The organism is Streptomyces sp. NPDC096339 (genome assembly GCF_044762985.1).
In the GTDB taxonomy this organism is placed as follows: domain Bacteria; phylum Actinomycetota; class Actinomycetes; order Streptomycetales; family Streptomycetaceae; genus Streptomyces.
The window spans coordinates 216101-240971 of sequence record NZ_JBIWFI010000004.1; the positions used below are offsets into that span (position 1 = coordinate 216101).

31 protein-coding genes and 1 pseudogene are annotated in these 24871 nt (G+C 69.0%); 20 read left to right on the top strand and 12 right to left on the bottom strand.

Features of this window, described 5'->3' with window-relative positions; translation table 11 throughout:
- The first annotated feature begins 40 nt into the window (after positions 1-40).
- The 6 genes from ACIQ5Y_RS09385 (at position 41) to ACIQ5Y_RS09410 (ending at position 6130) form a co-directional block, all read left to right on the top strand.
- Complete coding sequence (locus ACIQ5Y_RS09385; protein ID WP_403877118.1) at positions 41-1264, top strand: hypothetical protein; 1224 nt, start codon at positions 41-43, stop codon at positions 1262-1264.
- A 76-nt stretch (positions 1265-1340) separates the two neighbouring features.
- On the top strand, positions 1341-1970 hold the full coding sequence (locus tag ACIQ5Y_RS09390; protein ID WP_403877121.1) for a TlpA family protein disulfide reductase: 630 nt from the start codon (positions 1341-1343) through the stop codon (positions 1968-1970).
- Positions 1971-1980: 10 nt separating this feature from the next.
- Complete coding sequence (locus tag ACIQ5Y_RS09395) at positions 1981-2718, top strand: cytochrome c biogenesis CcdA family protein (RefSeq protein ID WP_403877124.1); 738 nt, start codon at positions 1981-1983, stop codon at positions 2716-2718.
- Between the two features lie 13 nt (positions 2719-2731).
- A complete protein-coding gene (locus tag ACIQ5Y_RS09400) occupies positions 2732-4459 on the top strand; it encodes a cytochrome c biogenesis protein ResB (protein WP_403877127.1) in 1728 nt (575 codons plus the stop codon).
- Entirely contained in the window at positions 4456-5577 is a 1122-nt protein-coding gene (gene ccsB / locus ACIQ5Y_RS09405; protein WP_403877130.1) for a c-type cytochrome biogenesis protein CcsB, read from the top strand. The genes ACIQ5Y_RS09400 and ccsB overlap by 4 nt, the downstream gene beginning before the upstream one ends.
- Positions 5578-5617: 40 nt before the next feature.
- Entirely contained in the window at positions 5618-6130 is a 513-nt protein-coding gene (locus ACIQ5Y_RS09410; RefSeq protein WP_403877133.1) for an SRPBCC domain-containing protein, read from the top strand.
- Between the two features lie 145 nt (positions 6131-6275).
- On the opposite strand, the gene ACIQ5Y_RS09415 is transcribed toward ACIQ5Y_RS09410, so the two are convergent.
- Positions 6276-6743 carry a MarR family winged helix-turn-helix transcriptional regulator gene (locus tag ACIQ5Y_RS09415; RefSeq protein WP_403877136.1) on the bottom strand — a complete coding sequence of 156 codons (468 nt, stop codon included), beginning with the start codon at positions 6741-6743 and terminating at the stop codon, positions 6276-6278.
- Positions 6744-6835: 92 nt separating this feature from the next.
- Here ACIQ5Y_RS09415 and ACIQ5Y_RS09420 point away from each other — a divergent pair, with 92 nt between their 5' ends.
- Positions 6836-7201: a cupin domain-containing protein gene (locus tag ACIQ5Y_RS09420; protein ID WP_403877139.1), complete on the top strand. Its 366-nt coding sequence runs from the start codon at positions 6836-6838 to the stop codon at positions 7199-7201.
- Between the two features lie 46 nt (positions 7202-7247).
- Here ACIQ5Y_RS09420 and ACIQ5Y_RS09425 read toward each other — a convergent pair whose 3' ends face one another.
- Positions 7248-7634 (bottom strand): PLD nuclease N-terminal domain-containing protein, encoded by a 387-nt coding sequence (locus ACIQ5Y_RS09425; RefSeq protein WP_403877142.1) that lies wholly within the window; start codon positions 7632-7634, stop codon positions 7248-7250.
- Positions 7635-7723: 89 nt separating this feature from the next.
- Between ACIQ5Y_RS09425 and ACIQ5Y_RS09430 the strand changes: the two genes are divergently transcribed.
- Genes ACIQ5Y_RS09430 through mqnP form a run of 4 tightly spaced genes read left to right on the top strand, consistent with a single transcriptional unit; the run spans position 7724 to position 10978 of the window.
- Positions 7724-9181, top strand: a complete 1458-nt coding sequence (locus tag ACIQ5Y_RS09430) for a menaquinone biosynthesis decarboxylase (protein WP_403877145.1) — start codon at positions 7724-7726, stop codon at positions 9179-9181.
- Positions 9178-9660 carry a hypothetical protein gene (locus tag ACIQ5Y_RS09435; RefSeq protein ID WP_403877148.1) on the top strand — a complete coding sequence of 161 codons (483 nt, stop codon included), beginning with the start codon at positions 9178-9180 and terminating at the stop codon, positions 9658-9660. The genes ACIQ5Y_RS09430 and ACIQ5Y_RS09435 overlap by 4 nt, the downstream gene beginning before the upstream one ends.
- Positions 9657-10061, top strand: coding sequence for a hypothetical protein (locus ACIQ5Y_RS09440; RefSeq protein ID WP_403877151.1), 405 nt, complete (start codon positions 9657-9659; stop codon positions 10059-10061). Before ACIQ5Y_RS09435 ends, ACIQ5Y_RS09440 begins: the two co-directional genes overlap by 4 nt.
- Positions 10058-10978, top strand: a complete 921-nt coding sequence (gene mqnP, locus ACIQ5Y_RS09445) for a menaquinone biosynthesis prenyltransferase MqnP (protein ID WP_403877154.1) — start codon at positions 10058-10060, stop codon at positions 10976-10978. Before ACIQ5Y_RS09440 ends, mqnP begins: the two co-directional genes overlap by 4 nt.
- Positions 10979-11026: 48 nt before the next feature.
- Here the strand turns inward: mqnP and ACIQ5Y_RS09450 are convergent, their stop codons facing one another.
- Positions 11027-12262, bottom strand: a complete 1236-nt coding sequence (locus tag ACIQ5Y_RS09450; RefSeq protein WP_403877157.1) for an RNA-guided endonuclease InsQ/TnpB family protein — start codon at positions 12260-12262, stop codon at positions 11027-11029.
- Between the two features lie 45 nt (positions 12263-12307).
- On the opposite strand from ACIQ5Y_RS09450, the gene tnpA reads away from it, so the two are divergent.
- Both tnpA and ACIQ5Y_RS09460 read left to right on the top strand, forming a co-directional pair.
- Positions 12308-12736, top strand: a complete 429-nt coding sequence (gene tnpA, locus ACIQ5Y_RS09455) for an IS200/IS605 family transposase (protein WP_403877160.1) — start codon at positions 12308-12310, stop codon at positions 12734-12736.
- Positions 12737-12847: 111 nt separating this feature from the next.
- Positions 12848-13435 (top strand): Uma2 family endonuclease, encoded by a 588-nt coding sequence (locus tag ACIQ5Y_RS09460; protein WP_403877164.1) that lies wholly within the window; start codon positions 12848-12850, stop codon positions 13433-13435.
- A gap of 28 nt (positions 13436-13463) precedes the next feature.
- Here ACIQ5Y_RS09460 and ACIQ5Y_RS09465 read toward each other — a convergent pair whose 3' ends face one another.
- Positions 13464-14072, bottom strand: coding sequence for a rhomboid family intramembrane serine protease (locus ACIQ5Y_RS09465; protein ID WP_403877167.1), 609 nt, complete (start codon positions 14070-14072; stop codon positions 13464-13466).
- Between the two features lie 86 nt (positions 14073-14158).
- On the opposite strand from ACIQ5Y_RS09465, the gene ACIQ5Y_RS09470 reads away from it, so the two are divergent.
- The gene (locus ACIQ5Y_RS09470) at positions 14159-14842 is read left to right on the top strand and encodes a UbiX family flavin prenyltransferase (protein ID WP_403877170.1); all 684 of its coding nucleotides are present in this window, start codon (positions 14159-14161) and stop codon (positions 14840-14842) included.
- On the opposite strand, the gene ACIQ5Y_RS09475 is transcribed toward ACIQ5Y_RS09470, so the two are convergent.
- Positions 14839-14973, bottom strand: a complete 135-nt coding sequence (locus ACIQ5Y_RS09475) for a hypothetical protein (RefSeq protein ID WP_403877505.1) — start codon at positions 14971-14973, stop codon at positions 14839-14841. The genes ACIQ5Y_RS09470 and ACIQ5Y_RS09475 overlap by 4 nt on opposite strands.
- A 121-nt stretch (positions 14974-15094) precedes the next feature.
- On the opposite strand from ACIQ5Y_RS09475, the gene ACIQ5Y_RS09480 reads away from it, so the two are divergent.
- The 3 genes and pseudogenes from ACIQ5Y_RS09480 (at position 15095) to ACIQ5Y_RS09490 (ending at position 17395) form a co-directional block, all read left to right on the top strand.
- Entirely contained in the window at positions 15095-15550 is a 456-nt protein-coding gene (locus tag ACIQ5Y_RS09480) for an Lrp/AsnC family transcriptional regulator (protein ID WP_030009228.1), read from the top strand.
- 59 nt (positions 15551-15609) lie between these two features.
- The gene (mqnE, locus tag ACIQ5Y_RS09485; protein ID WP_403877174.1) at positions 15610-16773 is read left to right on the top strand and encodes an aminofutalosine synthase MqnE; all 1164 of its coding nucleotides are present in this window, start codon (positions 15610-15612) and stop codon (positions 16771-16773) included.
- Positions 16774-16871: 98 nt separating this feature from the next.
- Positions 16872-17395: pseudogene (locus tag ACIQ5Y_RS09490) on the top strand (GNAT family N-acetyltransferase).
- Here the strand turns inward: ACIQ5Y_RS09490 and ACIQ5Y_RS09495 are convergent.
- Together ACIQ5Y_RS09495 and ACIQ5Y_RS09500 are read right to left on the bottom strand one after the other, a co-directional pair.
- Positions 17370-18275: a hypothetical protein gene (locus tag ACIQ5Y_RS09495; protein ID WP_403877177.1), complete on the bottom strand. Its 906-nt coding sequence runs from the start codon at positions 18273-18275 to the stop codon at positions 17370-17372. The pseudogene ACIQ5Y_RS09490 and the gene ACIQ5Y_RS09495 overlap by 26 nt on opposite strands.
- A 90-nt stretch (positions 18276-18365) precedes the next feature.
- The gene (locus tag ACIQ5Y_RS09500) at positions 18366-18740 is read right to left on the bottom strand and encodes a peptidase inhibitor family I36 protein (protein ID WP_403877179.1); all 375 of its coding nucleotides are present in this window, start codon (positions 18738-18740) and stop codon (positions 18366-18368) included.
- A gap of 294 nt (positions 18741-19034) precedes the next feature.
- Here ACIQ5Y_RS09500 and ACIQ5Y_RS09505 point away from each other — a divergent pair, with 294 nt between their 5' ends.
- The 3 genes from ACIQ5Y_RS09505 (at position 19035) to ACIQ5Y_RS09515 (ending at position 21657) form a co-directional block, all read left to right on the top strand.
- On the top strand, positions 19035-19307 hold the full coding sequence (locus ACIQ5Y_RS09505) for a DUF4229 domain-containing protein (protein ID WP_403877479.1): 273 nt from the start codon (positions 19035-19037) through the stop codon (positions 19305-19307).
- 416 nt (positions 19308-19723) lie between these two features.
- Complete coding sequence (locus ACIQ5Y_RS09510; RefSeq protein ID WP_403877182.1) at positions 19724-21064, top strand: dicarboxylate/amino acid:cation symporter; 1341 nt, start codon at positions 19724-19726, stop codon at positions 21062-21064.
- A 125-nt stretch (positions 21065-21189) separates the two neighbouring features.
- Entirely contained in the window at positions 21190-21657 is a 468-nt protein-coding gene (locus tag ACIQ5Y_RS09515) for a DIP1984 family protein (RefSeq protein WP_403877185.1), read from the top strand.
- A gap of 280 nt (positions 21658-21937) precedes the next feature.
- On the opposite strand, the gene ACIQ5Y_RS09520 is transcribed toward ACIQ5Y_RS09515, so the two are convergent.
- From ACIQ5Y_RS09520 to ACIQ5Y_RS09540, 5 genes are all read right to left on the bottom strand, one after another.
- The gene (locus ACIQ5Y_RS09520; protein ID WP_403877188.1) at positions 21938-22276 is read right to left on the bottom strand and encodes a hypothetical protein; all 339 of its coding nucleotides are present in this window, start codon (positions 22274-22276) and stop codon (positions 21938-21940) included.
- A gap of 83 nt (positions 22277-22359) precedes the next feature.
- The gene (locus tag ACIQ5Y_RS09525; protein ID WP_403877191.1) at positions 22360-22698 is read right to left on the bottom strand and encodes a hypothetical protein; all 339 of its coding nucleotides are present in this window, start codon (positions 22696-22698) and stop codon (positions 22360-22362) included.
- Entirely contained in the window at positions 22671-22991 is a 321-nt protein-coding gene (locus ACIQ5Y_RS09530) for a hypothetical protein (RefSeq protein WP_403877195.1), read from the bottom strand. The genes ACIQ5Y_RS09525 and ACIQ5Y_RS09530 overlap by 28 nt, the downstream gene beginning before the upstream one ends.
- Positions 22988-24376 carry a hypothetical protein gene (locus tag ACIQ5Y_RS09535; protein ID WP_403877198.1) on the bottom strand — a complete coding sequence of 463 codons (1389 nt, stop codon included), beginning with the start codon at positions 24374-24376 and terminating at the stop codon, positions 22988-22990. Before ACIQ5Y_RS09535 ends, ACIQ5Y_RS09530 begins: the two co-directional genes overlap by 4 nt.
- On the bottom strand, positions 24373-24822 hold the full coding sequence (locus ACIQ5Y_RS09540; RefSeq protein ID WP_403877201.1) for a hypothetical protein: 450 nt from the start codon (positions 24820-24822) through the stop codon (positions 24373-24375). Before ACIQ5Y_RS09540 ends, ACIQ5Y_RS09535 begins: the two co-directional genes overlap by 4 nt.
- Positions 24823-24871 lie beyond the last annotated feature (49 nt).

Genomic DNA, 24871 nt, shown 5'->3' on the forward strand with positions numbered 1-24871 from the left:
AATGGCGTGAGCTGTGCGAGCGACGGACGGGGGCGGTGAGATGCGCGACTTCAGTCGAAGGGGAGTGCTCGGGCTCGGACTTGGGGCCGCGGCCGCGGTGGGCATCGCGGGCTGCGGTTCACCCGACAAGGCCGAGCCGGGCACCCCCGGACCGATCAAGAATCCCAAGCCCGAGAAGCCCCAGGCCAAGGCCATCGGCGACGGCTCCACCGCCGACACCGGCCCCCAGCCGGGCCAGCCCGCCAAGCCGGTGCCCCTCCAGCCCGGCGAGACACCGCCGCAGTTCGTCGTCTTCAGCTGGGACGGCGCGGGAGAGATCGGCAACGGACTCTTCCCGCGCTTCCTCAAGCTCGCCAAGGACCACGGCGCGAGCATGACCTTCTTCCTCTCCGGCCTCTATCTGCTGCCCGAGTCGAAGAAGAGCCTCTACCGGCCGCCGAACAACCCGGTCGGCGCCTCGGACATCGGCTACCTCAAGGACGAGAACGTCCGCTCCACCATCGGGTACGTCCGTGAGGCCTGGCTCGACGGGCACGAGATAGGCACCCACTTCAACGGCCACTTCTGCGGCGGCTCCGGCTCCGTCGGCAAGTGGAGCCCCGCCGACTGGCAGAGCGAGATCGACCAGGCCGTGTCCTTCGTCACCAACTGGCGAACGAACACCGGCTTCACCGACCTGCCGCCGCTGCCCTTCGACTACCGCAAGGAACTGGTCGGCGCCCGCACCCCCTGCCTCCTCGGCCAGGAGAACCTGCTCGAAACCGCCGCGAAGCTCGGCTGGCGCTACGACTCCAGCTCGCCCGGCGGGCTCCAGCGGTGGCCGGTGAAGCGGGCCGGGGTCTGGGACCTGCCGCTGCAGTCCCTGCCCTTCCCCGGGCACTCCTTCGAGGTGCTGTCGATGGACTACAACATCCTCGCCAACCAGTCGAAGAACACCACGAAGGGCGTACCGTCCAACTATCCGGCCTGGCGCACCCAGGCCACCGCCACCTACCTCGGGGGCTTCCGGCGGGCCTACGAGACCAATCGCGCCCCGCTCTTCATCGGCAACCACTTCGAGGAGTGGAACGGCGGCATCTACATGGACGCCGTCGAGGAAGCCCTCAAAGGCATGGCGGACAAAAGGGACGTAAGGCTCGTATCGTTCCGTCAGTTCACCGACTGGCTCGACGTCCAGGACCCCAAGGTGCTCGCCAAACTCCGCGGACTTGGCCCCGGTCAGTCGCCCGCCGGCGGCTGGAGCGCGTACATGACCTCGACCTGACAGCCCCTGACCAGCGCATTGCCCTCCCGCCGGGGGGTGCGGCAGAGTCGGAAATTGCTCATGCGAAACTTTTCACATGAGCCATAGCCGCGCCCCCCGACGCCGCCGCTCGACCAGCGGCCGCGCCCTCCTGCTCACCGCGGTGTCCCTCGCGAGCGCCCTCACCCTCACGGCGTGCACCGATGCGGACAGCAAGCCGAACGGCAGTTCCGGCGGCGGCTACGTCACGGGCTCGGGCGGGGTCTCCCGCGTCGCCCAGGGCGAGCGCACCGAGGCCCCCAAGCTCGACGGCGAGACCGTCGACGGCTCGACCCTCGACGTATCCACCCTCAAGGGCAAGGTCGTCGTCCTCAACGTATGGGGCTCCTGGTGCGCGCCCTGCCGCGCCGAGGCCCCCCACTTCGCGAAGGTGTCCAAGGAGTTCGCCGACGCGGGCAAGGACGTCGCCTTCGTCGGCATCAACACCCGCGACAGCAGCAAGCAGACCGCGGCCTCCTTCGAGACCGACTTCGGGATCACCTACCCGAGCATCTACGACCCCGTCGGCAAGCTGATGCTCCGCTTCCCCAAGGGCACCCTCAACCCGAGCGCCATCCCCGCCACCGTCGTCCTCGACAAGGAGGGCCGGATCGCCGCACGCGCCCAGGTCGCCATGGACGACGTGGCGCTGCGCGGGATGATCGAACCGCTCCTCGCGGAGAAGTGAGCGGTCCGGCGTGAACACGACGGTCCTCAGCGGCGCCCTGCTGCTCGCCCTGCCCATCTCGGTCCTCGCCGGGCTGGTGTCCTTCTTCTCCCCCTGCGTGCTCCCGCTCGTCCCCGGTTACCTCTCCTACGTGACCGGCGTGAGCGGGGCCGACCTCGCCGAGGCCCGGCGCGGGCGGATGCTGGCGGGCGCGAGCCTGTTCATCGCGGGATTCACCGCCGTGTTCGTCTCCACCGGCGCACTCTTCGGCTACTTCGGCTCGACCCTCCAGGAGAACAAGGAGCTCATCTCCCGGGTGCTCGGCGCCCTGGTGATCCTCCTCGGCCTCTTCTTCATGGGGGCCATCCCCGGGCTCACGATGCGGGAGTTCCGCTTCCACAAGAAGCCGACGGCGGGGCTCCTCGGCGCGCCCCTGCTCGGCGTGCTCTTCGGCGTCGGCTGGACCCCCTGCATGGGCCCGACCCTCGCCGCGGTCAACACCCTCTCCCTCGACCAGGCGAGCGCGGGCCGCGGGGCACTGCTGACCGTCGCCTACTGCCTGGGCCTCGGCCTGCCCTTCATCCTCGCCGCGATCGCCTTCCGCAAGGCACTCGGGGCATTCGGCTGGGTCAAGAAGCACTATGCGTGGGTGATGCGCATAGGCGGCGGCATGCTGGTCCTCACCGGTCTGCTGCTCGTCACAGGTTTGTGGGACAGCATCATCAGCGACATGCAGAGCTGGACCCAAGGCTTCACGGTGGGGATCTGAGGACTAAACGGACATGAGTACGACAGACAACGCGTCCACCGAGGCGTCGCACGACCCGGTGGACCCGGCGGACCCGGTGGCCTCCACCGCTGCCGCCGACGCCGTGGAGGCCGCGGCCGGCTCCCAGCTCTCCACCGCCCCCGAGGAGGACAGCGGTCCCGTCGGCATCGGCGTGATCGGCTGGGCCCGCTGGACCTGGCGGCAGCTCACCTCCATGCGGGTGGCGCTGATCCTGCTCTTCATGCTGTCCCTCGGCGCGATCCCCGGCTCCCTGATCCCGCAGAACTCCGTCGACCTGATGAAGGTCGCCGAGTGGAAGCGCACCCACGCCTCCTGGGTGACGGTCGCCGAGAAGCTCCAGCTCTTCGACGTCTACACGTCGTTCTGGTTCTCCGCGATCTACATCCTGCTGTTCGTCTCCCTCATCGGCTGCATCCTGCCGCGCACCTGGCAGTTCGTCGGCCAGCTCAAGGGCCGCCCGCCGGCCGCACCCCGCCGCCTCGACCGGCTCCCCGCGCACACCACCTGGCGCACCGAGAAGTCCCCCGAGGAGGTCCTCGCCCACGCGAAGACCCTGCTCGCCGGACGCCGCTTCCGCACCGAGGCGGGCAAGGGCCAGGTCTCGGCGGAGAAGGGCTACCTCCGCGAGGCCGGGAACCTGATCTTCCACGTCGCGCTCATCGTGATGCTCGTGGCCTTCGCCTGGGGCAAGCTCTTCATGTCCGAGGGCGGCAAGCTCGTCCTGCGCGGCAGCGGCTTCGCGAACACGCTCACCCAGTACGACGACTTCAAGTCGGGCAGCATGTTCGACCCCGACGACCTGCCGCCCTTCAGCTTCACCCTCGACGAGTTCGACGCCACCTTCGAGCCGACCGGCCCCCAGAAGGGCACCCCGCGCGACTTCAAGGCGCACGTCACCTACAGCGAGGGCGCCGACGGCAAGCCGAAGAAGGCCGAGATCGAGGTCAACAAGCCCCTCGAAGTGGACGGCTCCAAGGTCTACCTGCTCGGCCACGGCTACGCGCCGATCGTCTCGGTGACCGACCCCACCGGCAAGGTGGTCTTCAAGGACGCCGTGCCGATGCTGCCGCAGGACAAGAACCTCACCTCGCAGGGCGCGATCAAGGTCGCCGACGGCTACAGGAACAAGAACGGCGAGAAGGAGCAGCTCGGCTTCTCGGCCCGGTTCGTGCCGACCTTCGCGGGCAAGGGCGGGGGCACGATGCTCTCGCAGTTCCCGGACGCGAACTTCCCGGTCATGGCCCTGAACGCCTACCACGGCAGCCTCGGCGTGGACTCCGGCCTGCCGCAGAACGTGTACCAGCTGGACACGAAGAAGATGCAGCAGTTCAAGAAGGAGAACGGCGACCCGCTCGCCAAGCTGCTGCTGCCCGGCGAGTCGATGGAGCTGCCCGACGGCGCGGGCTCCGTGAAGTTCGAGGGCATCGAGCGCTGGGCCACCTTCTCCGTCACCCACCAGCCCGGCAGCGGCCTCGCCCTCGCGGGCGCGATCGCCGCCATCGCGGGCCTGGCCGGATCGCTGTTCATCCAGCGCCGCCGGATCTGGGTCCGCGCGGTGACCGGCGAGGACGGCGTGACCGTCGTCGAAATGGCGGGCCTCGGCCGCAGCGAGTCCGCCAGGCTCCCGCAGGAGCTGGCGGACCTCGCCGCCACGCTGCACCAGCAGGCGCCGACGGCACCTGCTCCTGCCCAAGAAACCCCTGAAGGAGAGCGCGGATGACGCCGCTCGCTGCCGCAGCCAACGAGAACCTGGCTCAGATCAGCAACTACCTGATCTATTCGTCGATGGCGGTCTACACGCTCGCCTTCTTCGCGCACATCGCCGAGTGGACCTTCGGCAGCCGCAGCAAGGTCGGCCGCACCGCCGCCGCGCTCACCGGCGCCGGGGAGGCCCAGGCGGCCCCCGCCGTGCAGGTCCGCGGCCAGAAGGGGGCGCGAAGCTCCAGTGGAGCCGGTGAAACCGGGGGTGCCACCGCCGTCCTGGACCGGCCCAAGGTCACCACCCGTTCCGCGGCCGGCACCCGTGACGTGCCGGACGGCCCGGGCGCCGCGGGCGGCACCGAGCAGGGCGACCTGTACGGGCGGATCGCGGTCTCGCTGACCGCGCTCGCCTTCCTCATCGAGGCGGGCGGCGTCCTCACCCGCGCGCTGTCGGTGCAGCGGGCCCCCTGGGGCAACATGTACGAGTTCTCGATCACCTTCTCCACGGTGGCCGTCGGCGCGTACCTGGTGCTGCTCGCCCTGAAGAAGAACGTCCGCTGGCTCGGCCTGATCCTGGTCACGACCGTCCTGCTGGACCTCGGCATCGCCGTCACGGTCCTCTACACCGACAGCGACCAGCTGGTCCCGGCCCTGCACTCGTACTGGCTGTGGATCCACGTCTCCACCGCGATCTTCTGCGGCGCCGTCTTCTACCTCGGCGCGGCCGGCACCCTGCTCTACCTCTTCCGCGACTCGTACGAGAACAAGCTCGCGGGCGGCGGCACGCCGGGCAGGTTCGCCACCTCCGTGATGGAGCGGCTGCCCTCGGCGGCCTCGCTCGACAAGTTCTCGTACCGCATCAACGCGGCCGTCTTCCCGCTGTGGACCTTCACGATCATCGCGGGCGCCATCTGGGCGGGCGACGCCTGGGGCCGCTACTGGGGCTGGGACCCCAAGGAGGTCTGGTCCTTCGTGACCTGGGTCGCCTACGCCTGCTACCTGCACGCGCGCGCCACCGCCGGCTGGAAGGGCCGCAAGGCCGCCTACCTGGGCCTCTTCGCCTTCGTCTGCTGGATCTGGAACTACTACGGCGTGAACATGGTCCTCAACGGCCTGCACTCCTACGCGGGCGTCTGACCGCCGGGCGTCCGGCCGCCCGGAGTGGGACGCTGGTGGTATGTCTCTCGTGAGCCATGCCACCAGCGAGCGCCGCGGCGAGAACCGCTGGCTGCTCCGCTTCGAGCTGCACCTGCCGTACTCCTACGAGACGCTCTGGCCCGCCCTGACCACGGCGCAGGGGCTGCGCGGCTGGCTGGCCGCGGCCGACGTGCTGGAACGCCGGCTCGGCGGGGCCGTGATGCTGCGCTGGCTGAACACCGGGACGGTGGTGACCGGCCGCATCACCGCCTGGGACGTCGAGCGGGTCGTGGAGTACACGGTCACCGAGCACGGGCGGATCCGCTTCCACCTGGAGGCGGTCGGGACGGACTCCACGGTGATCCGCTTCGTGAACGAACGGGGCGGTCCGGAGGACGAGCGCCTGGACTGCCTGGCCGGCTGGCACGAACACTTCGAACTGCTGAACTCCGCCCTGGCCGGCCACCCCGTGGACTGGTCCACCTGGTCCGACACCCGCTGGGCGGAGCTGCGTGAGGCCTACGCCTCCTTCTCCAGGGCCTCGGCGGCCTGACGCATCCAGCCCCGCCGGGGGCGGATTCAGCCCCGCCGGCGTTCGAGGCGCGGGGGTTCGGGGGCGGAGCCCCCGCAACGGCGCCGCACCCGTATGCCCAGCGGGGCTGCCCCGTCGCCCGCCCGCCGCCCCGCGAGGCAACGGCTCACCACACGGGCCGCAGCGGCGGCAGTTCCGCCTCCCCGTTGAGCGTGTGCACCAGGCGCCCCAGCTCGCCGCGCAGGGCGCCGAGGTCGACGGTGCCGCCCAGCTCCGCCTCCAGCTCGTGCAGGATCCCGCCCGCGACGGCCAGGTGCTCGTCGGCGGCGGCGGTGAGCACCACCAGCTTGCGCCGGCCCCCTTCCGGGTGCGGCTCGCGGCGGACGTAGCCGCGCTTCTCCAGGTCGTCGACGAGCTGTCCGGCCGCCTGCTTGGTCACCCCGAGCCGCTCGGCGAGCTCGCTCGCGGTGGCGCCGGGCCCCTTGAGCGCCTGGAACGCCATGCCGTGCGCGGGGCGCAGGTCGGCGTAACCGGCCTCGCCGACCCGCCTGGTGAACTCGCCCAGCAGCAGCTGGAAGCCGAGCCCCAGCAGGAATGCCAGCTCGATGCCGTCGTCGTCTCGTCGATTGGTCACGGAAACATGGTGACACGGGCAAGACAAGCTGCTTTACTCATCCCATCAAGTAAAGCTGCTTTACTCGACTGGAACGAGGGCTTCCCTTGCGCGTGATCACCACTTCCCCCGAGCACGTCACCATCACCCCGAACGCCACCATGACCGGCCTCGCCGCCCCCAGCCGGGGCAGCGCCGAGCTCAGCACCTGGCACGTCGACATGCCCGCCGGAATCACCGGCCCCGAACACTCCGTCAGCCGTGAGCAGGTCTGGACGGTCACGGCCGGCTCCCTGGAGGTCACCAGCGACGGCCGCACCGAGAAGGTGACCACCGGTCAGACCCTGGTCCTGCCGCCCGACGTGCTGCGGCGGATCCACGCCGCCGAGCCGTTCCAGGCGTACGTGGCCATGCGCGCGGACGGCGTGGCCTCCGTCCCCGGCACCGAGGGCACCCGCGTGCTGCCCTGGGCGCAGTGACCCCTCCCCGGCCCGAAATCCCCGCCCGGTAGGAGCCGCCGCTCCGTCAGCGGTCCTTGTCCCCGTCCTGCTCGCGCCGCTTCAGCTCCTCCTCGCGGCGGCGCAGGTCCGCCTCCCAGTCCTTGAGGAGGGCCTCGTCCTTCTTGTTCTCCTCGCGCAGCGAAGTGAGGAACTCCGGGTTGTCGTCGGGGGCGACCCACTCGTGACGGTGGTTGCGGTGCCACTCGGACGGCGTACGGCCGCCCGCGGGGGCGTGGCGCATCTTGCCCGCGGCGAACCACACGATCGGGCCGACGATCCAGAAGAGCAGGATGATGATGACCCAGACGACCTTGGGGAGGTGTTTGGCCTCGTCCTCGGGGGTGTTGAGGCAGTCGATGAACGCGTAGATCGTCAGCACGATCGGCAGGATGTAGAGCAGCGTCCTGATCATGCGGAACAGCCCCCTGGAAGCAATGGCGGGGTTCGATTCGACGGCCCCGGTGACAGGCTCAGCGTAGCCGGTGACCGATACTGGCCCCTATGGCTTACGACGATCTCCGCTCGCTGCTCCGGGCTCTGGAGCGAGAAGGCGACCTCAAGCGCATCAAGGCCGAAGTCGACCCGTACCTGGAGGTCGGGGAGATCGTCGACAGAGTGAACAAGGCCGGTGGTCCGGCCCTGCTCTTCGAGAACGTCAAGGGCTCGGCGATGCCGCTGGCCATGAACGTCTTCGGCACCGACCGCCGTCTGCTCAAGGCCCTCGGCCTGAAGTCGTACGGCGAGATCAGCGAGAAGATCGGCGGCCTGCTCAAGCCCGAACTGCCGCAGGGCTTCGTCGGGGTCCGCGAGGCCTTCGGCAAGCTCGGCTCGATGGTCCACGTCCCGCCGAAGAAGGTGAAGGGCGACTCCGCACCCGTGCAGGAGGTCGTCCTCACCGGCGACGACGTGGACCTCGACCTGCTGCCGGCCCTCTTCACCTGGCCGAAGGACGGCGGCTCCTTCTTCAACCTCGGTCTCACCCACACCAAGCACCCCGAGACGGGCGTGCGCAACCTCGGCCTGTACCGCCTCCAGCGCCACGACAAGCGCACCATCGGCATGCACTGGCAGATCCACAAGGACAGCCGCAACCACTACGCGGTCGCCGCCAAGCGCGGCGAGCGACTGCCGGTCGCGATCGCCTTCGGCTGCCCGCCGGCCGTGACGTACGCGTCCACCGCGCCGCTGCCGGGTGACATCGACGAGTACCTCTTCGCCGGGTTCGTGGCGGGCAAGCGGATCGAGATGGTCGACTGCAAGACGGTCCCGCTCCAGGTCCCGGCCAACGCCGAGGTCGTCATCGAGGGCTGGCTGGAGCCGGGCGAGATGCTCCCGGAGGGCCCCTTCGGCGACCACACCGGCTTCTACACCCCGCAGGAGCCGTTCCCGGCGCTGAAGATCGACTGCGTGACGATGCGCAAGCGCCCGCTGCTCCAGTCGATCGTCGTCGGCCGCCCGCCCACGGAGGACGGCCCGCTGGGTCGTGCGACGGAGCGTTTCTTCCTCCCGCTCCTCAAGATCATCGTGCCGGACATCGTGGACTACCACCTGCCCGAGTCGGGCGGCTTCCACAACTGCGCGATCGTCTCGATCGACAAGAAGTACCCGAAGCACGCGCAGAAGGTCATGCACGCCGTCTGGGGCGCGCACATGATGTCGCTGACCAAGCTGATCATCGTGGTGGACTCCGACTGCGACGTCCACGACCTGCACGAGGTGTCCTGGCGGGCGCTGGGCAACACGGACTACTCCCGAGACCTCACCGTCGTCGAGGGCCCCGTCGACCACCTCGACCACGCCTCGTACCAGCAGTTCTGGGGCGGCAAGGCGGGCATCGACGCCACGAAGAAGCTCCCCGAGGAGGGCTACACCCGCGACGGCGGCTGGCCCGACATGGTCGAGTCCGACCCGGCCACCGCCGCGCTGGTGGACCGCCGCTGGAAGGAGTACGGGCTGTGAGTTCCGAATTCGGTGGACCGGCGCTGTTCATCGGCGAGGACACGACGTTCATGCTGCTCGTGCGCCCGAAGCTCGACCCGGCGGACCCGTTCGTCCAGGAGGCTGCCGAGGAGGCGGGCGTCTCGGCCGAGGAGTTCGCGGGCCCCGGCAACGTGTGGGCCCTGGTACTGGACGACGACTACGAAGCCGACGGAGGCTTCGAGCTGCCCGGCGTACGTGACGCCGAGGTCGAGGACTTCGCGGAGCGCCTGCGGGCCGGGCTCGGCACCGGCGAGCCGTTCACCGTCGAGGCGGGTGCCGTGCTCCGGCTGGAGGCCCGCCCGGGCAGCTCCGAGCGCGTGGCCGAGGGCTACGTGTTCACGGTGCACGCCACCCCGCCCGAGCCCGAGGGCGCGCCCACGGTCTCCCTTGAGACGGGCCCCGTGCCCCTCAAGACCCTGCTGGCCAACCTCGACGAGTTCCGCCGGAGCCTGGCGTGACGGCGACACCGGAACTCCGGCTCGGCTACGGCCGCGCCGAGGTGGCGGTCGCACCGCTCCCCGGCCGGCCGGGCTGCTGGCGTATCACCGCCTCCTGGTACGGGAAACTGTCCGCCGACTTCGAGGCCGAGCACATAGACGCCGAGGATGTCCTCGAGTTCACCGACCGGCTGATCGCCGGGATGGGCGAGGGCGAGCCCTTCACCACCCAGTTGACGTCCGGTCGGAACAACCCGCTGCTCGTGCACGCCGTCCCGGTCGAGGACGCGTTCGGCTTCCACGCCCGGCTCACGCCGAACGGCGACGACGCCGTGGTCAACTTGCACGTTGAGCTCGACCACGTCGCCGCGGACGAGCTGCGCACCGACTTCGAGGAGTTCCGGAGGAGCCTCACATCATGACCACCGCCGACGAGGTCGTAGGACCGGGCCCCGCCCCCGAGGCCGGCAACAAGGTCAAGGCCTTCCTGCGGCTCGTGATGATCGAGCACTCGGTCTTCGCGCTGCCCTTCGCCTACATCGCCTCGCTCACCGCCATGTTCCAGCTCGACCGGACTGTGCACTGGGGCACGCTGCTGCTCGTCACCGTCTGCATGGTGGGCCTGCGCACCTTCGCGATGGCCGCGAACCGGATCATCGACCGCGAGATCGACGCCCGTAACCCCCGTACCGCCGGCCGTGAACTGGTCACCGGGGCCGTGTCCGTGCGGTCGGCCTGGACCGGGGCCGGGATCGCGCTGGCCGTGTTCCTCGGCTCGGCGGCGCTGTTGAACCCGCTCTGCCTGATGCTGGCGCCTCTCGCCGTCGTCCCGATGGTGGTCTACCCGTACGGCAAGCGGTTCACGAACTTCCCGCACGCCATCCTGGGCCTGGCCCAGGCCATAGGGCCCATCGGGGCCTGGCTGGCCGTCACCGGCGAGTGGTCCTGGGACGCCGTCATCCTCGGCCTGGCCGTGGGCGTGTGGATCGGCGGCTTCGACCTGATCTTCGGCAGCCAGGACGTGGCCGCCGACCGCGCCGAGGGCGTCAAGTCCGTCCCGGCCCGCTTCGGCGTGGCCGCCGCGCTCTGGGGCGCCCGGGGCGCGCACGTCGTGACCACGGCCCTGTTGGCCTGGTACGCCCTGGCCACGGACGCGGGCGCGCTGTTCTGGGTCGGCCTGGTGATCGTCGCCATCGCCTTCTGCTACGAGCACACGATCGTGAAGCCGCACGACCTCTCCCGCCTGAACCGGGCCTTCTTCACGGTCAACGGCTTCATCGGCATTGCCCTGTTCGTGTGCGCCCTGCTGGATCTCACGGTTCGGGGTCTGACCTTCTGAGTAGCGTGCGGTGGTGCGGCCTACCATCGAGTGCGTGACTCCTCCCCCTCATGAATGAGGGGGCTTCTCGCCATGCCGGTTGGCTTCGCGACGGACCAGCCCGGCCCGTAGGACGTTCAGGGCGCCCACCGTGTCCGCGTGCCCGGTGTGGCCGCACGCGACGCAGTGGAACTTCTCCTGTGTGGGCCGGTTCTCCTTGGCGGTGTGCCCGCATGCGGGGCACCGCCGGGAGGTGTTGCGGGGGTCCACGGCGATCACTTCCCGTCCGGCGCTTTCAGCCTTGGCGTTCAGGATCGCGAGGAACACCCCCCATCCGGCATCGTTGATCGAGTGGTTGAGCCCTGCCTTTGCGCTCGCCCCGTTGGGCAGGAAGCCGCCCGGTGTCCGGGGGTCGGGCTTCGGCGCGGGGGATTCGCCCATGTTGCGGATCTTGAGGTCTTCGTGCGCGATGAAGTCGTGTCCGCGGACCAGGCCCAGAGCGGTCTTGTGTGCGTGGTCGAGGCGCTGGCGGCGTACTTTCCCGTGCAGGGCGGCGACCTTCTCCACCGCTCGCTGGTGGTTGTTGCTCCGCATGTCGCGGCGCACCCGCGGAAACCGTGACAGGGCCTGCTGGGCGGCTTCGAGCTTCGCGCCGGCCTTGCGGCCGTGGCGGGGGCTGGGAACGAACCCGCCGTCTGAGTCGGCGAGGAAGTTGACTATGCCCAGGTCGATGCCGACCACGGACCCGGTAGCCGGTAGCGGCTCGGGCTGGTCGTGCTCGGCGGTGAGCAGGACGAACCACTTGCGGCGCTCGCGCTTGACCGACACGGTCTTGACCCTGCCGATCACCTGGCGGTGCTGGTTGACCTTGACGTGCCCGACGCCCTGGAAGCGGACACGGGTGACCGGGTCGTGCGGGGTGGAGTCCCACCGGCAGCCGTCCCCGTCCCTGGGGAAATCGACGGTGTCGAACCAGTACACCCCGCGAAAACGCGGGTAACCAGGAGTATCGCCGGATTTGACCCGTCGGAAGAACGCGGCGAACGCCTTGTCCAGACGGCGCAGCGTCGCCTGCTGCGACGAGAACGACCAGCGGCCCTGACGCTCCGGGTCGAACGTCCGGATGTCCTTGAGCTGGGCGGACTGCTGCCCGTACTTGACGCTCGTCTTCGAAACGTGCCGGTAGGCATCCCTGCGTTCCTGCAATGCGCCGTTGTAGAGCGAGCAGTGATCCCGCAGCATCTCGCCCAGCGCAACCTGCTGGCCCACGGTGGGCCGCATGAGGAACTTGTACGCACGGATCACCGGCCCACCCCCTTCCAGTCGGCTCGCGATGCCCACGCTTGGCGTATGTCACCGCGCTGGAAAACACACCCCGACATCCGTGCTGGCAGGCACGTTGCCCACGACCTGCATGCACACTTGGTGTTCGTCACCAAGTACCGGTACGGGATCTTCGATGACGACATGCTGCAGCGGTGCGAGGAGATCATGCGTGAGGTGTGCACGAGCTTCGAGGCAGAGCTGCGTGAATTCAACGGCGAGGCCGACCATGTGCACCTGCTCGTCCATTACCCGCCGAAGGTCGCCCTGTCGAAGCTGATCAACTCCCTCAAGGGCGTCAGCTCCCGCTACCTGCGGGCCGAGTACACCGGCCGGATCAACCGGACCGGGATGGGCTCGGTGTTCTGGTCCCGCTCCTACTTCGCAAGTTCCTGCGGCGGCGCACCGCTGACCGTGATCCGCCAGTACATCGAGAGCCAGAAACGGCCCGACTGACCGTCACCGAAGGGCACGCAGAGAAATCCGGCGCTCCGCGCCTCCGGGCCAAGGACGCGTTTCCCTCCCCGGCCGAAGCCGGGGAGACCCACGCCCACGCAAGATCAACGGATGGACAGGGAGGCCGATGTGAGCGTCTCGGAGAGCGACCGCCTGCACTCACAGCTCAGCCGGTTCGAGGACATGTTCCCGGGCTATCGGATGGAGATTGTCGAGGGCGCGATTGTGATGAGTCCGCTGGAGCCGCACCACAACGAGACCATTTGGGAGCTGTGGAGCGCGCTCAAGCGTCAGCTGTCGGGTGAGTGGGGCTTCCTCAGCGACGTCGCGATCCCTTTCGACGGCGAGAACGAATTCTGCCCCGACCTGGCGGTGGTGCCCGCCGTGGAGGCGGACAAGAACCTCAGCGCCTACCCGCCCGACCTGGTCGAGCCGGCCGTCGAGGTGGTCTCCCGCGGCAGCGTCCACAGCGACTACGAGGTCAAGGACCGCGCCTACGCCCGCCGCGGCATCCCGCACTACCTGATCTTCGACCCGTACAAGGCCCAGTGCACGACCCTGTGGAACCCCGGCCCGGAGGGTTACCGGGGCCGGGACGTGATCCCGTACGGCGGGACCGTCGTCGTGGACAGCGGTATCGGGAAGCTCTCCGTGGACACTTCCGCCCTGCCCGTCGACCCGTCGGCGGCCGTCGGCTGAGTCAGCCTAGTCAGCCGAGTCAGCCGAGTCAGCCGGTCAGAGTCGGCTGACGGGGCGCCGGGCGGCGGAAGTACAGGGCCGTCACCACGCCCGCCGCGAGGCCGCAGAGGTGGCCCTGCCAGCTGACCTCGGTGTTCGTCGGCAGGACGCCGAGGAAGAAAGAGCCGCCCCAGATCGCGGCGATCACCACGCCCACCACGATGCCAAGGGCCCGCCGCTCGACGAACCCGCGGACCACGAGGTAGCCGAAGAGGCCGAAGATCAGGCCGGAGGCGCCCGCGGTGATCGTGTTCGGGGCCGCGATCAGCCAGATGCCGATCCCGTCCGCCAGGATGATCAGCGCGCTGACGGCGAGGAAGCGGCGTATCCCGCTGAGGGCCGCGACGAATCCGAAGATCAGCAGCGGCACGCTGTTGGCCGCCACGTGCCCGAAGCCGAAGTGCAGGAACGGGGCGGTGAGGATGCCGCCGAGTCCGTCCGGGTCGCGCGGGGTGATCCCGTACGCGTCCAGCGCGTGTCCCGTGGCGTAGTCGACCGCCTCGATCGCCCACAGCAGTGCCACCCAGCCGAGCATCAGCCGGCCCGCCGCCTTCGCGCGGTCGCCCTGCGTCCAGGCCTTTTCCGTCGTCGTGCTCATCTTCGCCCCCCGTGCCGTCCCACCCTCTGGAACGTGCGGCCACCTTAGCGAGTGCCCGCCCATGGTGGCCGGATAGTCTCGGAGGTATGACTGAGCGCAAGCGCACCCCGTGGGTGGTCGGGGTTTCCGGCGCCTCCGGGACGCCGTACGCGGCGGCGGTGCTCCGCGGGCTGCTCGCGGCCGGGGAGAGTGTCGACCTGGTGGTGAGCCGGGCTTCGAGGCTCACCCTGTTGGACGAGACCGGGATCGCCTTCCGCGACGCGCACTGGCGGGAGGACCTGGGGGAGTGGCTGGAGCGGGGGGCCGACGGCAAGCCCGCCACGCATCCGCGGCCGGAGCTGGACGACGTCCGCTACTGGGGGGCCGGGGACCTGGCGGCCGGGCCGAGCTCGGGCTCGTACCCCGTCAAGGGGATGCTGATCGTGCCGGCGTCCACGGCCTGCGTGGCGGGGGTGGCGCTCGGGCTGTCGAAGGACCTGCTCCAGCGCGTCGCGAGCGTGACGCTCAAGGAGCGGCGCCGACTGGTGGTCGCGGTGCGGGAGACCCCGCTGAACGGGCAGACGCTGAAGCATCTCGTGGCGCTGGACGAGGCGGGCGCGGTCGTGCTGCCCGCCTCTCCGGCGTTCTACGCGGGTGCGACGCACATCCAGGATCTGGTGGACTTCGTCGCGGGGCGGGTGCTCGACGCGGCAGGGGTGCCGCACCGGCTGTACCGCCGTTGGGAGGGGGAGCTCGGTGGAGCCCGCCCCCCGGGGGCAAGTGGTGGCTAGCGCTTCTTGGCGGTGCGCGGCTTGCGGCTCTTGTCGGCGCGGTGCGCGGCGGACGGCTGGTCGGTGCGGGATCGGCTGGCCAGCTCCTGGAGCTGTCGCATGTGCGCGTAGGCCATCTCGATCGTGTACACGGTGAACCACTCCTGAAGATCGTCATTGATCTGTTGAAAGATTCACAGGGTGTTGACCCTGTGCGCCTTTGATTCTATACCTAGACTTGCAGGATCGCCGAATAATGGAAGGCTCCACGTAATGGACACGGTGGACAGGCAGCTCATCCAGGCACTCCGGGAAAACGGCCGTGCCTCGTACGCGGAGCTGGGCCGTCTCGTGGGCCTCTCCGGCCCCAGCGTCACCGACCGCATCAACCGGCTGGAGACGGCCGGTGTGATCACCGGCTACCGCGCGACGGTGGACTCGGCCTCGCTCGGCCTCGGTGTCACGGCGCTGATCGGCATCTCCCTCTCCGACGCCGCGGACCACGAGGACGTCGCCCGCCGGCTGCGCGACCTCGCCGAGATCGAGGACTGCTGGTTCATCGCCGGTGACGACTCCTTCATGCTGAAGGTCCGCGCCAACGACGTGGACGGCCTGGAGAAGATCATCCGCAAGCTCTCCGGCACCAAGGGCGTCTCGCGCACCCGTACCACGATCGTTCTCTCCACCAAGTGGGAGAACCGGGTCGGGGAGCTGCCCGAAGAGGCCTGAGAGTACGGTGGGTGACGGTTGCAGGACAGGCGGAAAAGGCATAGGGAGGCGACCGGTACATGGACGCTGGGCTCAAGCGTGAGCTGGAGGAGAAGGTCCGCTCCGGCGAGCGGCTGACCCGTGAGGACGGCATCGCCCTCTACGAGTCGGACGACCTGGCCTGGCTCGGTGGCCTCGCCCACGAGGTGCGTACGCGCAAGAACGGTGACGTCGTCCACTTCAACGTCAACCGTCACCTCAACATGACGAACGTGTGCACCGCCTCGTGCGCGTACTGCTCGTTCCAGCGCAAGCCGGGCGAGAAGGACGCGTACACGATGCGCATCGAGGAGGCCGTGCGCCTGGCCAAGGCCATGGAGAACGAGAACCTCACCGAGCTGCACATCGTCAACGGCCTGCACCCGAACCTGCCGTGGCGCTACTACCCGCGCTCGCTGTCGGAGCTGAAGAAGGCGCTGCCGAACGTCTCGCTGAAGGCGTTCACGGCGACGGAGATCCACCACTTCGAGACGATCTCGGGCATGTCGGCCTCCGACATCCTCGACGAGCTGATCGAGGCCGGCCTGGAGTCGCTCACCGGCGGCGGCGCGGAGATCTTCGACTGGGAGGTGCGTCAGCACATCGTCGACCACCGCACCCACTGGGAGGACTGGTCGCGCATCCACCGCCTGGCGCACGAGAAGGGCCTCAAGACCCCTTCGACGATGCTCTACGGGCACATCGAGGAGCCGCGCCACCGCGTGGACCACGTGCTGCGGCTGCGCGAGCTCCAGGACGAGACGGGCGGCTTCCAGGTCTTCATCCCGCTGCGCTACCAGCACGACTTCGTGGACATGAAGGACGGCAAGGTACGCAACAAGCTCCAGGCGCGGACGACGATGGCGACGGGCGCCGAGGCCCTGAAGACCTTCGCGGTCTCCCGGCTCCTCTTCGACAACGTCCCGCACGTCAAAGTGTTCTGGGTGATGCACGGCGTGCAGACCGCACAGCTCGCACTCCAGCACGGCGCGGACGACATGGACGGCTCGGTCGTCGAGTACAAGATCACGCATGACGCGGACAACTACGGCACCCCGAACAAGCTGAGCCGCGAGGACCTCCTCGACCTGATCCGCGAGGCGGGCTTCCGCCCGGTCGAGCGCAACACGCGCTACGAGATCATCCGCGAGTACCCCGGCCCGGAGGCCGGCCTGCGCGAGACCCCGCAGGCGATGCGCGTCTGACCTCGCGGTCGGCCGCGGTACCGACGAAGCCCCGATCCGACCGGATCGGGGCTTCGCTGTTGCTGGACCCTAGTTGAGGTAATGGGTAAACTGTCCATGTGTCTATTACCTTCACTTTCGATCCGGCTGTCGACCCCGCCCTGCACGGCGGCATCCTCGACCTGTGGACGGACGTGACCAACGCGGGTGGCGCCGTCGGTTTCGTCGCGCCGGTGACCCGGGAGGAGATCCGGCCGCAGCTGATCAAGCAGCTCGCCGCGGTCGCCGCCGGCGAGATGCGGCTGCTCGTCGGGCGCGACGAGCGGGGCGAGGTGGCCGCCACGTCCTTCCTCGCCTTCAACACGCACAGGCTCCAGCTCCACTGGCTGTGGGGTACACGGTGATGGTCCACCCCCGGCACCAGGGCAAGGGGTACGGACGCGACCTGATGGCCGCGACGGAGGCCGCGGCCCGCTCCTTCGACGGCATCAGGGCGATCCGCCTCGGCGCCCGCGGCGGCCACGGCCTGGAGCACTTCTACGCGGCCTGCGGCTACAAGGAGGTCGGCCGCGTCCCCGACGGCATCCGGGTGGCCGAGGGTGACTACCGGGACGACATCACGATGCTGCTGCCGCTCCACTGACGGCCGAGGCGGCCGCGGACATCGTCGCCCGCTTCGCGGCCAGGCCCTTTTCCAGCTCGGCCGAATTCTCCTTGATCAGCTGCTGCTGGTACACGGTTTCCGCGGCGGCCCATACGCCGATCAGGTTCACCTTCTGCTTGCACTGCACGTCGGCGAGTGCGACCTTCTTCTCGCGGTCGGTCGGCTCGGCGCCACGGAATTCCGTGTCGTTGATCGCGGCGGTGGGGTCGGGATAGTCGTGTCCGGATTCCTTCATGCATTTCGACCATGCGGCGCTCACCGCGGTCACCGCGGGATCCTGCCGCGACTTGGTGAAGCCTTCCGTGTTGAGTCTCTGTGCGGTGCCCAATGTCTGTTGCATCTCGGCTCCGTGGAGCTCCCTCTGCGCCTCGCCCCCGCACCCGCCTTCGGGAACGGGGGTGCCGTTGTATTCGGCTACCTCGCCGTTGATGACGGGCATGAGCGACGGCGGGTATTTCTCGCCCGTCCGAGCGGCGCTGGGGAGGTGGTAACCGGATTGCTCGGCGAGCTTCGTGTCCGCGAGACCGTAGCGCCGCTCATTTCCGTGGACCAGGGGGTCGCGCCGGACCTTGGGGGCCTGCGGAGCCCCCATTCGGGCAAGGCATCTGGCGATGGCGGATGCGTGCCCCTCGTCGATCGCAGTCAGATCGGCCGCCGAGACCAGGTAGTCGTCAAGCGGCAGCTTCAGGGCCTTGCTGTCTTTGAGCTCGTGGATCTCGCCTCTTCCCTGGGGTGCGCCAGGACTCGAGGAGGGAGCGCTCGCGCCGGTGTCGCCCGCCGAGCAGGCGGACAGGAGCGGTAGCAGAACGAGTATCGCAGTGGAATACGCGGCGCGCGCTCTGGAATGGGAAGAAGCCACGGAAATAATCCTCAGTTCACGCAGGCAAGGGTACTCTGCGGCCGCTGTTGCGGCTGGGCAGAGTACCCTTCAAGAATTCAGGCCCAGCACTCAGTAGATCTCGACGGAAGCGTTCTCGTTGTACGTGTTGACGAGATTGCCCGACTCCCTCCAGCTGAAGAAGTCGTACGGACCCGAGAAGTTGGAGTTGTAGTAGACCTTCGCGAAATCGGTGACGCTGTTGTTGTGCGCCGAGGCGGCGTTGTTCTTGACGATCTGGCCCGCGCCGGCGCCGGTGTTGTCGAACGTCTTGTTGTAGAGGTCGATCTGGTCCCAGTAGAACTGGTACTTGGCGCCACCGAGGTTGGAATTGTAGTAAAGGCAGAACCAGCCGGCCGGGCATGATGCCGCACTTGCCGGTGCGGACATTCCGAATGTGATGCCGGCCGTCACCGCGGCAACGGCCAGAGCGCGCTTCAGCTTCATTTTCCCACCCCTGTTCAATTGAGCCACCCCCCGAATGGAGGGCGCCTGTGCATGACAACCCTTCGTTAATGATCATGATCGTTCGGCGGTTCGTTGAGGAATTGGAGATCATTACGAGACCCCGGTTGCGCAGGGGTAAGCCCCGGCTGCCCGCCGGGTGGGCCCGTCGTGCTTCACTGGACGGGCGCGGGTCGACGTACGACCGCGACATACGACCGCGACGAACGACCGCGACGAGAGAGAGAAGGGGTCACCGTGTCCCCCAAGGCGAACGCAACGATCCGCTACACCGCGATGCGGCTGGGCATCTTCGTCGGATGCCTCGTCGTCGTCGCCGGGCTCGTCCGCGTCGGCGCGGTGCCCTCCGGGCTCGGGGACTCCAACCCCGTCTGGCTCGTGCTGCTCGCCCTCGTGCTCTCCGCCCCGCTGTCCTTCGTCCTCCTGCGCAAGCAGCGCGACGAGATGTCCGTGCAGATCTCCGGACGCGTCGCGGGTGCGAAGCAGAAGCTGGCCGAGAACCGCAGCCAGGAGGACGCGGCCGACGACACCGCGCGCGCGAACTCGTAGGGCCCCGGTTAGTTTCATCACACACCGAACCGCCCCGGCGCCGGGTACATCACCCGCAGTGCCGGGGTTTTGGCGTTTCCGGGCGGCTTCCGGGGCTTTCCGGCGTCGCGCAAGGGGGCCTCGCGCGCCCCTGTCTCAAAGTACGCCTTTGAGATTCTCAAAGTAGAAGTGTTAGCGTGTTCAACATGTTGACCACAGCTGCGCACCCGATGACCACGAGCGTCCCGCTCGTGGCGCGCCTGCACGTCGACCTCTGCCGCCGCGCGTCCGCGGCCTGTTGCTGTTGAGCTGAACTCGCACAGCAGCGGTCCCGGCCGGCCCCCTTTCCGGCTGCTGCCGCACCGCACTGCCATCAGCGCCACCCGCGCAGAACGTCCCCCTTTTTCTTCTTTGTGCGCCATCACCGGAGAGTGTCCGTGTCCGCGACCCCGCAGACCCCTGTCCCGGCCCCCGCCAGGGCCTCGTTCAAGTTCCCCTTCTGGGCCCAGATAGTCGCCGGCCTCGCCCTCGGCGTCCTCTTCGGCTGGATAGCCCGCAGCCAGGACGTCAGTTGGCTGGGCACCACCCTCGAAAAGACCGGCGACATCTTCGTCCAGCTGCTGAAGCTGGCCATCGCCCCGCTCGTCTTCTTCGCGATCCTGGTGTCCATCACCAACCTGCGGAAGGTCAACAACGCGGCCCGCCTGGCCTCCCGCACGCTGCTCTGGTTCATGATCACCTCGCTGATCGCGGTCGGCATCGGCATCGCCATCGGCCTGCTGACCGACCCGGGCGCCGGCACCGGCCTCACCGCCGCCGACGGCAAGGACCCGAAGAAGACCGGCTCCTGGATCGACTTCCTCACCGGGATCGTGCCGACGGACATCGTCACGCCGTTCACCCAGCTGAAGGTCCTCCAGATCGTCTTCCTCGCCGTCGTCGCCGGCATCGCCGCCCTGCAGCTCGGTGCCAAGGCCAAGCCGGTCCTCGACCTCGCCGAGTCCGCGCTGGAGCTCCTCCAGAAGGCCCTGTGGTGGGTCATCCGCCTCGCCCCGATCGGCACCATCGGCCTGATCGGCACCGCGATCGCCACGTACGGCTGGGAACTCATCGGCAAGTACGCGACCTTCACCGCCGACATCTACATCGGCTGCGCGCTCGTCCTCTTCGGCGTCTACCCGCTGCTCCTCGCCACGGTCGCGAAGGTCAGCCCGCTCCAGTTCTTCAAGGGCGCCTGGCCCGCCATCCAGCTGGCCTTCGTCTCCCGCTCCTCGGTCGGCACCATGCCGGTCACCCAGAAGGTCACCGAGCGCCTCGGCGTCCCGAAGGAGTACGCCTCCTTCGCCGTCCCGTTCGGCGCCACCACCAAGATGGACGGCTGCGCCGCGATCTACCCGGCCCTCGCCGCGATCTTCATCGCGCAGATCTTCGACGTACAGCTGGGCATCAAGGAGTACCTGCTCATCGTCTTCGTCTCGGTCATCGGCTCCGCGGCCACGGCCGGCCTGACGGGCGCGACGGTCATGCTGACGCTGACCCTCTCCACCCTGGGCCTCCCGCTGGCGGGCGTCGGCCTGCTGATGGCGATCGACCCGATCCTGGACATGATGCGCACCGCCACCAACGTGGCGGGCCAGGCCCTGGTCCCGGTCATCGTCTCGGCCCGCGAAGGCATCCTCGACAAGGAGGCCTACGCCACCGCCTCGGCCTCCGCCCTGGACGAGCCCGCCGCCCCGGCCGCCGCCGCCAAGGCCGAGCCGGTCGCCGTGGCCGCCTGACCCCGGCTCCCGCCCAGCCCTCGCCGCGACCCCCGCCCCCGTCCGGGCGGGGGCTGCGGCGTGCCGCGCTATAAGCTCCGTGAGGAAGGCGATACGACGGCACGAACGAGGCGGGTACGGACACAGTGAAGCTCGGAGAAGCCCTGGCGGAGCGCGCGGAGGCCACCCGCCGCGTCGAGCAGCTGCGGGCCCGAATCGTCGCCAACGTCCGCTACCAGGAGGGCGAGACCCCGGCCGAGGACGCCGCCCGGCTGCTCGACGACGCCGCCGAGACCCTCGCCGCGCTGGAATCCCTGATCAGCCGGATCAACCGCACCAACGCCGCCGTCGACATGGGCGAGGACGGAAGGCTCACGGACGCCCTTGCCCGCCGTGACATCCTGCGCCTTCGCCACTCGGTGCTGACCTCCGCCGCCGACGCGGCCGCGGGTGGTGAACGCGGCTACGGGCGCCAGCTGCGCTCCGAGCTCATGATGCTGTCCGCGCTCCCGGTGGCCGAACTGCGCGCCCAGGCCGACGCGGTGGCCCGGGAGATCCGCGAGATCGACGTACGGATCCAGCGCACGAACTGGGAGGCCGACCTCCTGGACTGATACCCGCGATGCGGAGCAGGTAGTCGCACCGGAGGCGTGCACGAGCCGAGGACCGGCGGTTTTCCGGTCCACCGTGGTGCGTGGAGAGCAACGCAGGGGTTCGATTCCCCATCGACAGCGCAGCTCAGAACCGCCCACAAGTAACAGTGCACAGCGCACGACACATCACCACGTGCAGATCCGGAGCGACGAGGGTGGGCTCGGGGCACCCGCATCGCAGGGCGGCGCCCGTACCCGGAGCGAAGGCTCCGGGTACGGGCGCCGTTTCGTCTCCCGCCGATCAGACCGTCAGCGACCGGACGTACGCGACGGCAGCCAGCAGCAGCGGCAGGATGTACCACCACTTGCCCATGGTCCGGCGGAACACGGGCGTGAGGGTGATCAGCAGCCCGATGGCGCAGAAGGTGATGGACAGATAGGCCGCCATCCGGACACCGTCCCGCCAGTCGTCGCTGGGGGTACCGGTCTGCGAGGCCAGCGCGAGCCAGCAGAAGAACACGGCGGGCGTGTACACGATCCCGAGCGGGACGCCGAGCACCCACCGCAGGCACCCCTGGTCCTCGGGCAGGTCGATGTTCTCGCGCGGCAGCCTCAGCCGAGCGTCGCGATACGCACGCATGAGATCACCCCCAGGAGGATCGGCGGGGCGAACGACCACGGCCCGAGGGGCCGGCGGACGGGCGGGATTCTGTTCGTCATCGATCAGATCGTGATCGACCGGACATAGGCGACGGCAGCCAGCAGCAGCGGCAGGATGTACCACCATTTGCCCATGGTCCGACGGAACACCGGGGTGAGGGTGAGCAGCAGGCCGATGGCACAGAGGGTGATGGAGAAGTAGGCGAGGTACTGCATGTCCGAACGCAACGGGTGATCGAGCGGACTCGGCCGCGAAACCAAGGCCAGGTAGCAGAAGTGGACGGCTAGTGCGTAGATCAACCCGAGGGGCACGCCCAGCACCCATTGCAGGCACCCCTGGTCCTCGGGCAGGTCGATGTTCTCGCGGCGGAGCCTCAGTCGAGCGTTGCGATACGCACCCACGCGATCACCCCCAGGAGGATCGGCGGGGCGAACCACCACGGCCCGAGGGTCCGGCGGACGGGCGGGATGAGGGTGATCAGCAGCCCGATCACGCTCAGGACGATCGAGATCAAGCAGGCCGTGGCAGTCCCGGCGTACCCCTGGTTGTCCCATTCGCCCTGCGGCGGGTAGCGCAACATGAGGTAGACGGTGGCGGCGTTCAGCAAGTGGACGAGTCCGAGGGGTACCCCGAGCACCCAGAGCACCCATCGACGCCGCTCGGCCCGGTCGCTGCCTGCGGTGCCGTCAGTCATCGCATCGCGTCCTTCACCTTGCCGAGGCTGTTGCCGAAATCGTTGCCATAGAACTGGGCCTTCTCCGACTGCCAGTACGGGCCGCCGTTGTAACGGGCGGCGATCTCGCGCATCTGGGCGTCGGTCAGCTGGTCGGCGGGGACGTCGCCGTAGCCCGCCTCGGCCTTGATCTGCGCGAGGAAGCCTGCGGCGATGAAGGCATTCTGCCTCGGGTCCTGGAGTGACTCCTCCACCAGGGCCCGCTGATCGTCGGTGAGGTGCGCAGGGTCGTAGCCGAGCACCTCGGCACCGCGCCGGAGTTGGATGGCGATCGGCCCGAAGGACGTTTCGTCGGGCGTTCCGCCGGCCCGGCTCGGGAGGTTCTCGGGGATGATGGGACTCAAAGGGGACTCGGCCCACTGGCGCACGGTGTCGATGCCGTCGTCGAAGGTCCCGGACTGGCCCGCGATCTCCTTCCAGGCGATGCCCGCGACCAGCTCCTCGGGCAGTCCCGCGTGCTGGGCCGCCGCCCGGAGGATCTCCTTCTTCTGGGAGATCCAGGCGGCCTTCTCCTCGTCTCCCTCCGGCGGGTTCCAGTAGCTGTCGTCGACCTCGGGCAGTCCCGCGATCCGCATCCGGATGTCACGCAGCTCCGGTGACATCTCCGTCTTCCCGAGCGGCCCGGTCATCTCCCGCTTCGGGCCGCTGCCCGGCAGATGGGCCAGCGGGCTACCGGCGGCCTCCGCCGCCTCGCGGCGGATGTCGGCCATCGCCGCGTACAGGTCGGGCCGTTGGCCGCCTCCCGGCACCTTGAAGTCGGGGAGCAGCTCGTACGCCTGCTTCAGCGCGTGCACGCAGGTGCTGCGCGCCTCCTGTTCGACCGTCTTCGCCAGGTGGAAGCTGCCGCCCGCCGCGTCGTGGAGGCGGTTCGCCTCGTCCCGGATGTCGTCCACGTCCATCGTCAGCTCGGCGAAGAAATCCATGACCCCGGTCGTGGCCCGCATGTCCTCCCACTGCCGCATCGGCTCCGCCCGCTGCGCGGTCTTGGTGATCGCGGTGCCCTTGGTCCCGATGAGCGCGGCGAGCGCCCGCTCGGAGCGCTTGCCGTCGCGGAAGTGCGTCTTGGCGGTGGCGAGCGCGAGGGCGTAGGCGTTCAGGGCGCTGGCGGCCTTGTCGTACCCCTCGGCGATGTGGGTGACGAGTTGGCGGGCCTCTTTCAGGCGCGAGGTGTACGTGTGGCTGTTGGCGCTGTGCCATTCGGTACGGGTCTCCGCGCGCGCGGCGGGTTCCTCGACCTGGACGAGGAGGTCGCGCAGCCGGCGGAACTCGGCCGCGTTGCGCTCGACGAGGGGCGGGTTGGCCTCCTCCAGGAACTGGACGTCCTTGTGGTAGCTGAGCCCGCTCACTTGCACTCCGGTGCTACGTACTGCCCTGATTCGAGGAGGTTGTCGAGGAAGGACCTGGCCGTGCCGTCGTCGACCTGGGCGAAGTTGCTGCCGGTGGTCTTCAGGCGGGTCGCGAGGCCGGCGAAGAGGGCGATCGTGTCCTTGAACTGGTCGTCGGCGAACCGGGCGAAGCGGAGGGCTTCGGTCGCCACGTCCTCGTGCGCACGCGGCACGCGGGCCATCGTGCTCGCGTCGCCGTCGGGGCGGCCCTCGTGGAGCAGGGCCGCGATCTCGATGAGGAGGTTGGCGTTCCCGTTGATGGACCCGACCCCGGCCAGCAGGCTCCCGGCCGCACTGCCGCCGCCGCCCGCCTCGGGCGCCACCTGGTTGAGCCGCATGGCGGGCGCGTGCGACTGCCCGGCCAGTGCGGCGGCCTTGTGCTGGGCCCATTCCGCGTCGAACGACATGTATCACCTGGTGAGTTGGGTGCAGGACGTGTGTGGAAGACGCGTGGAA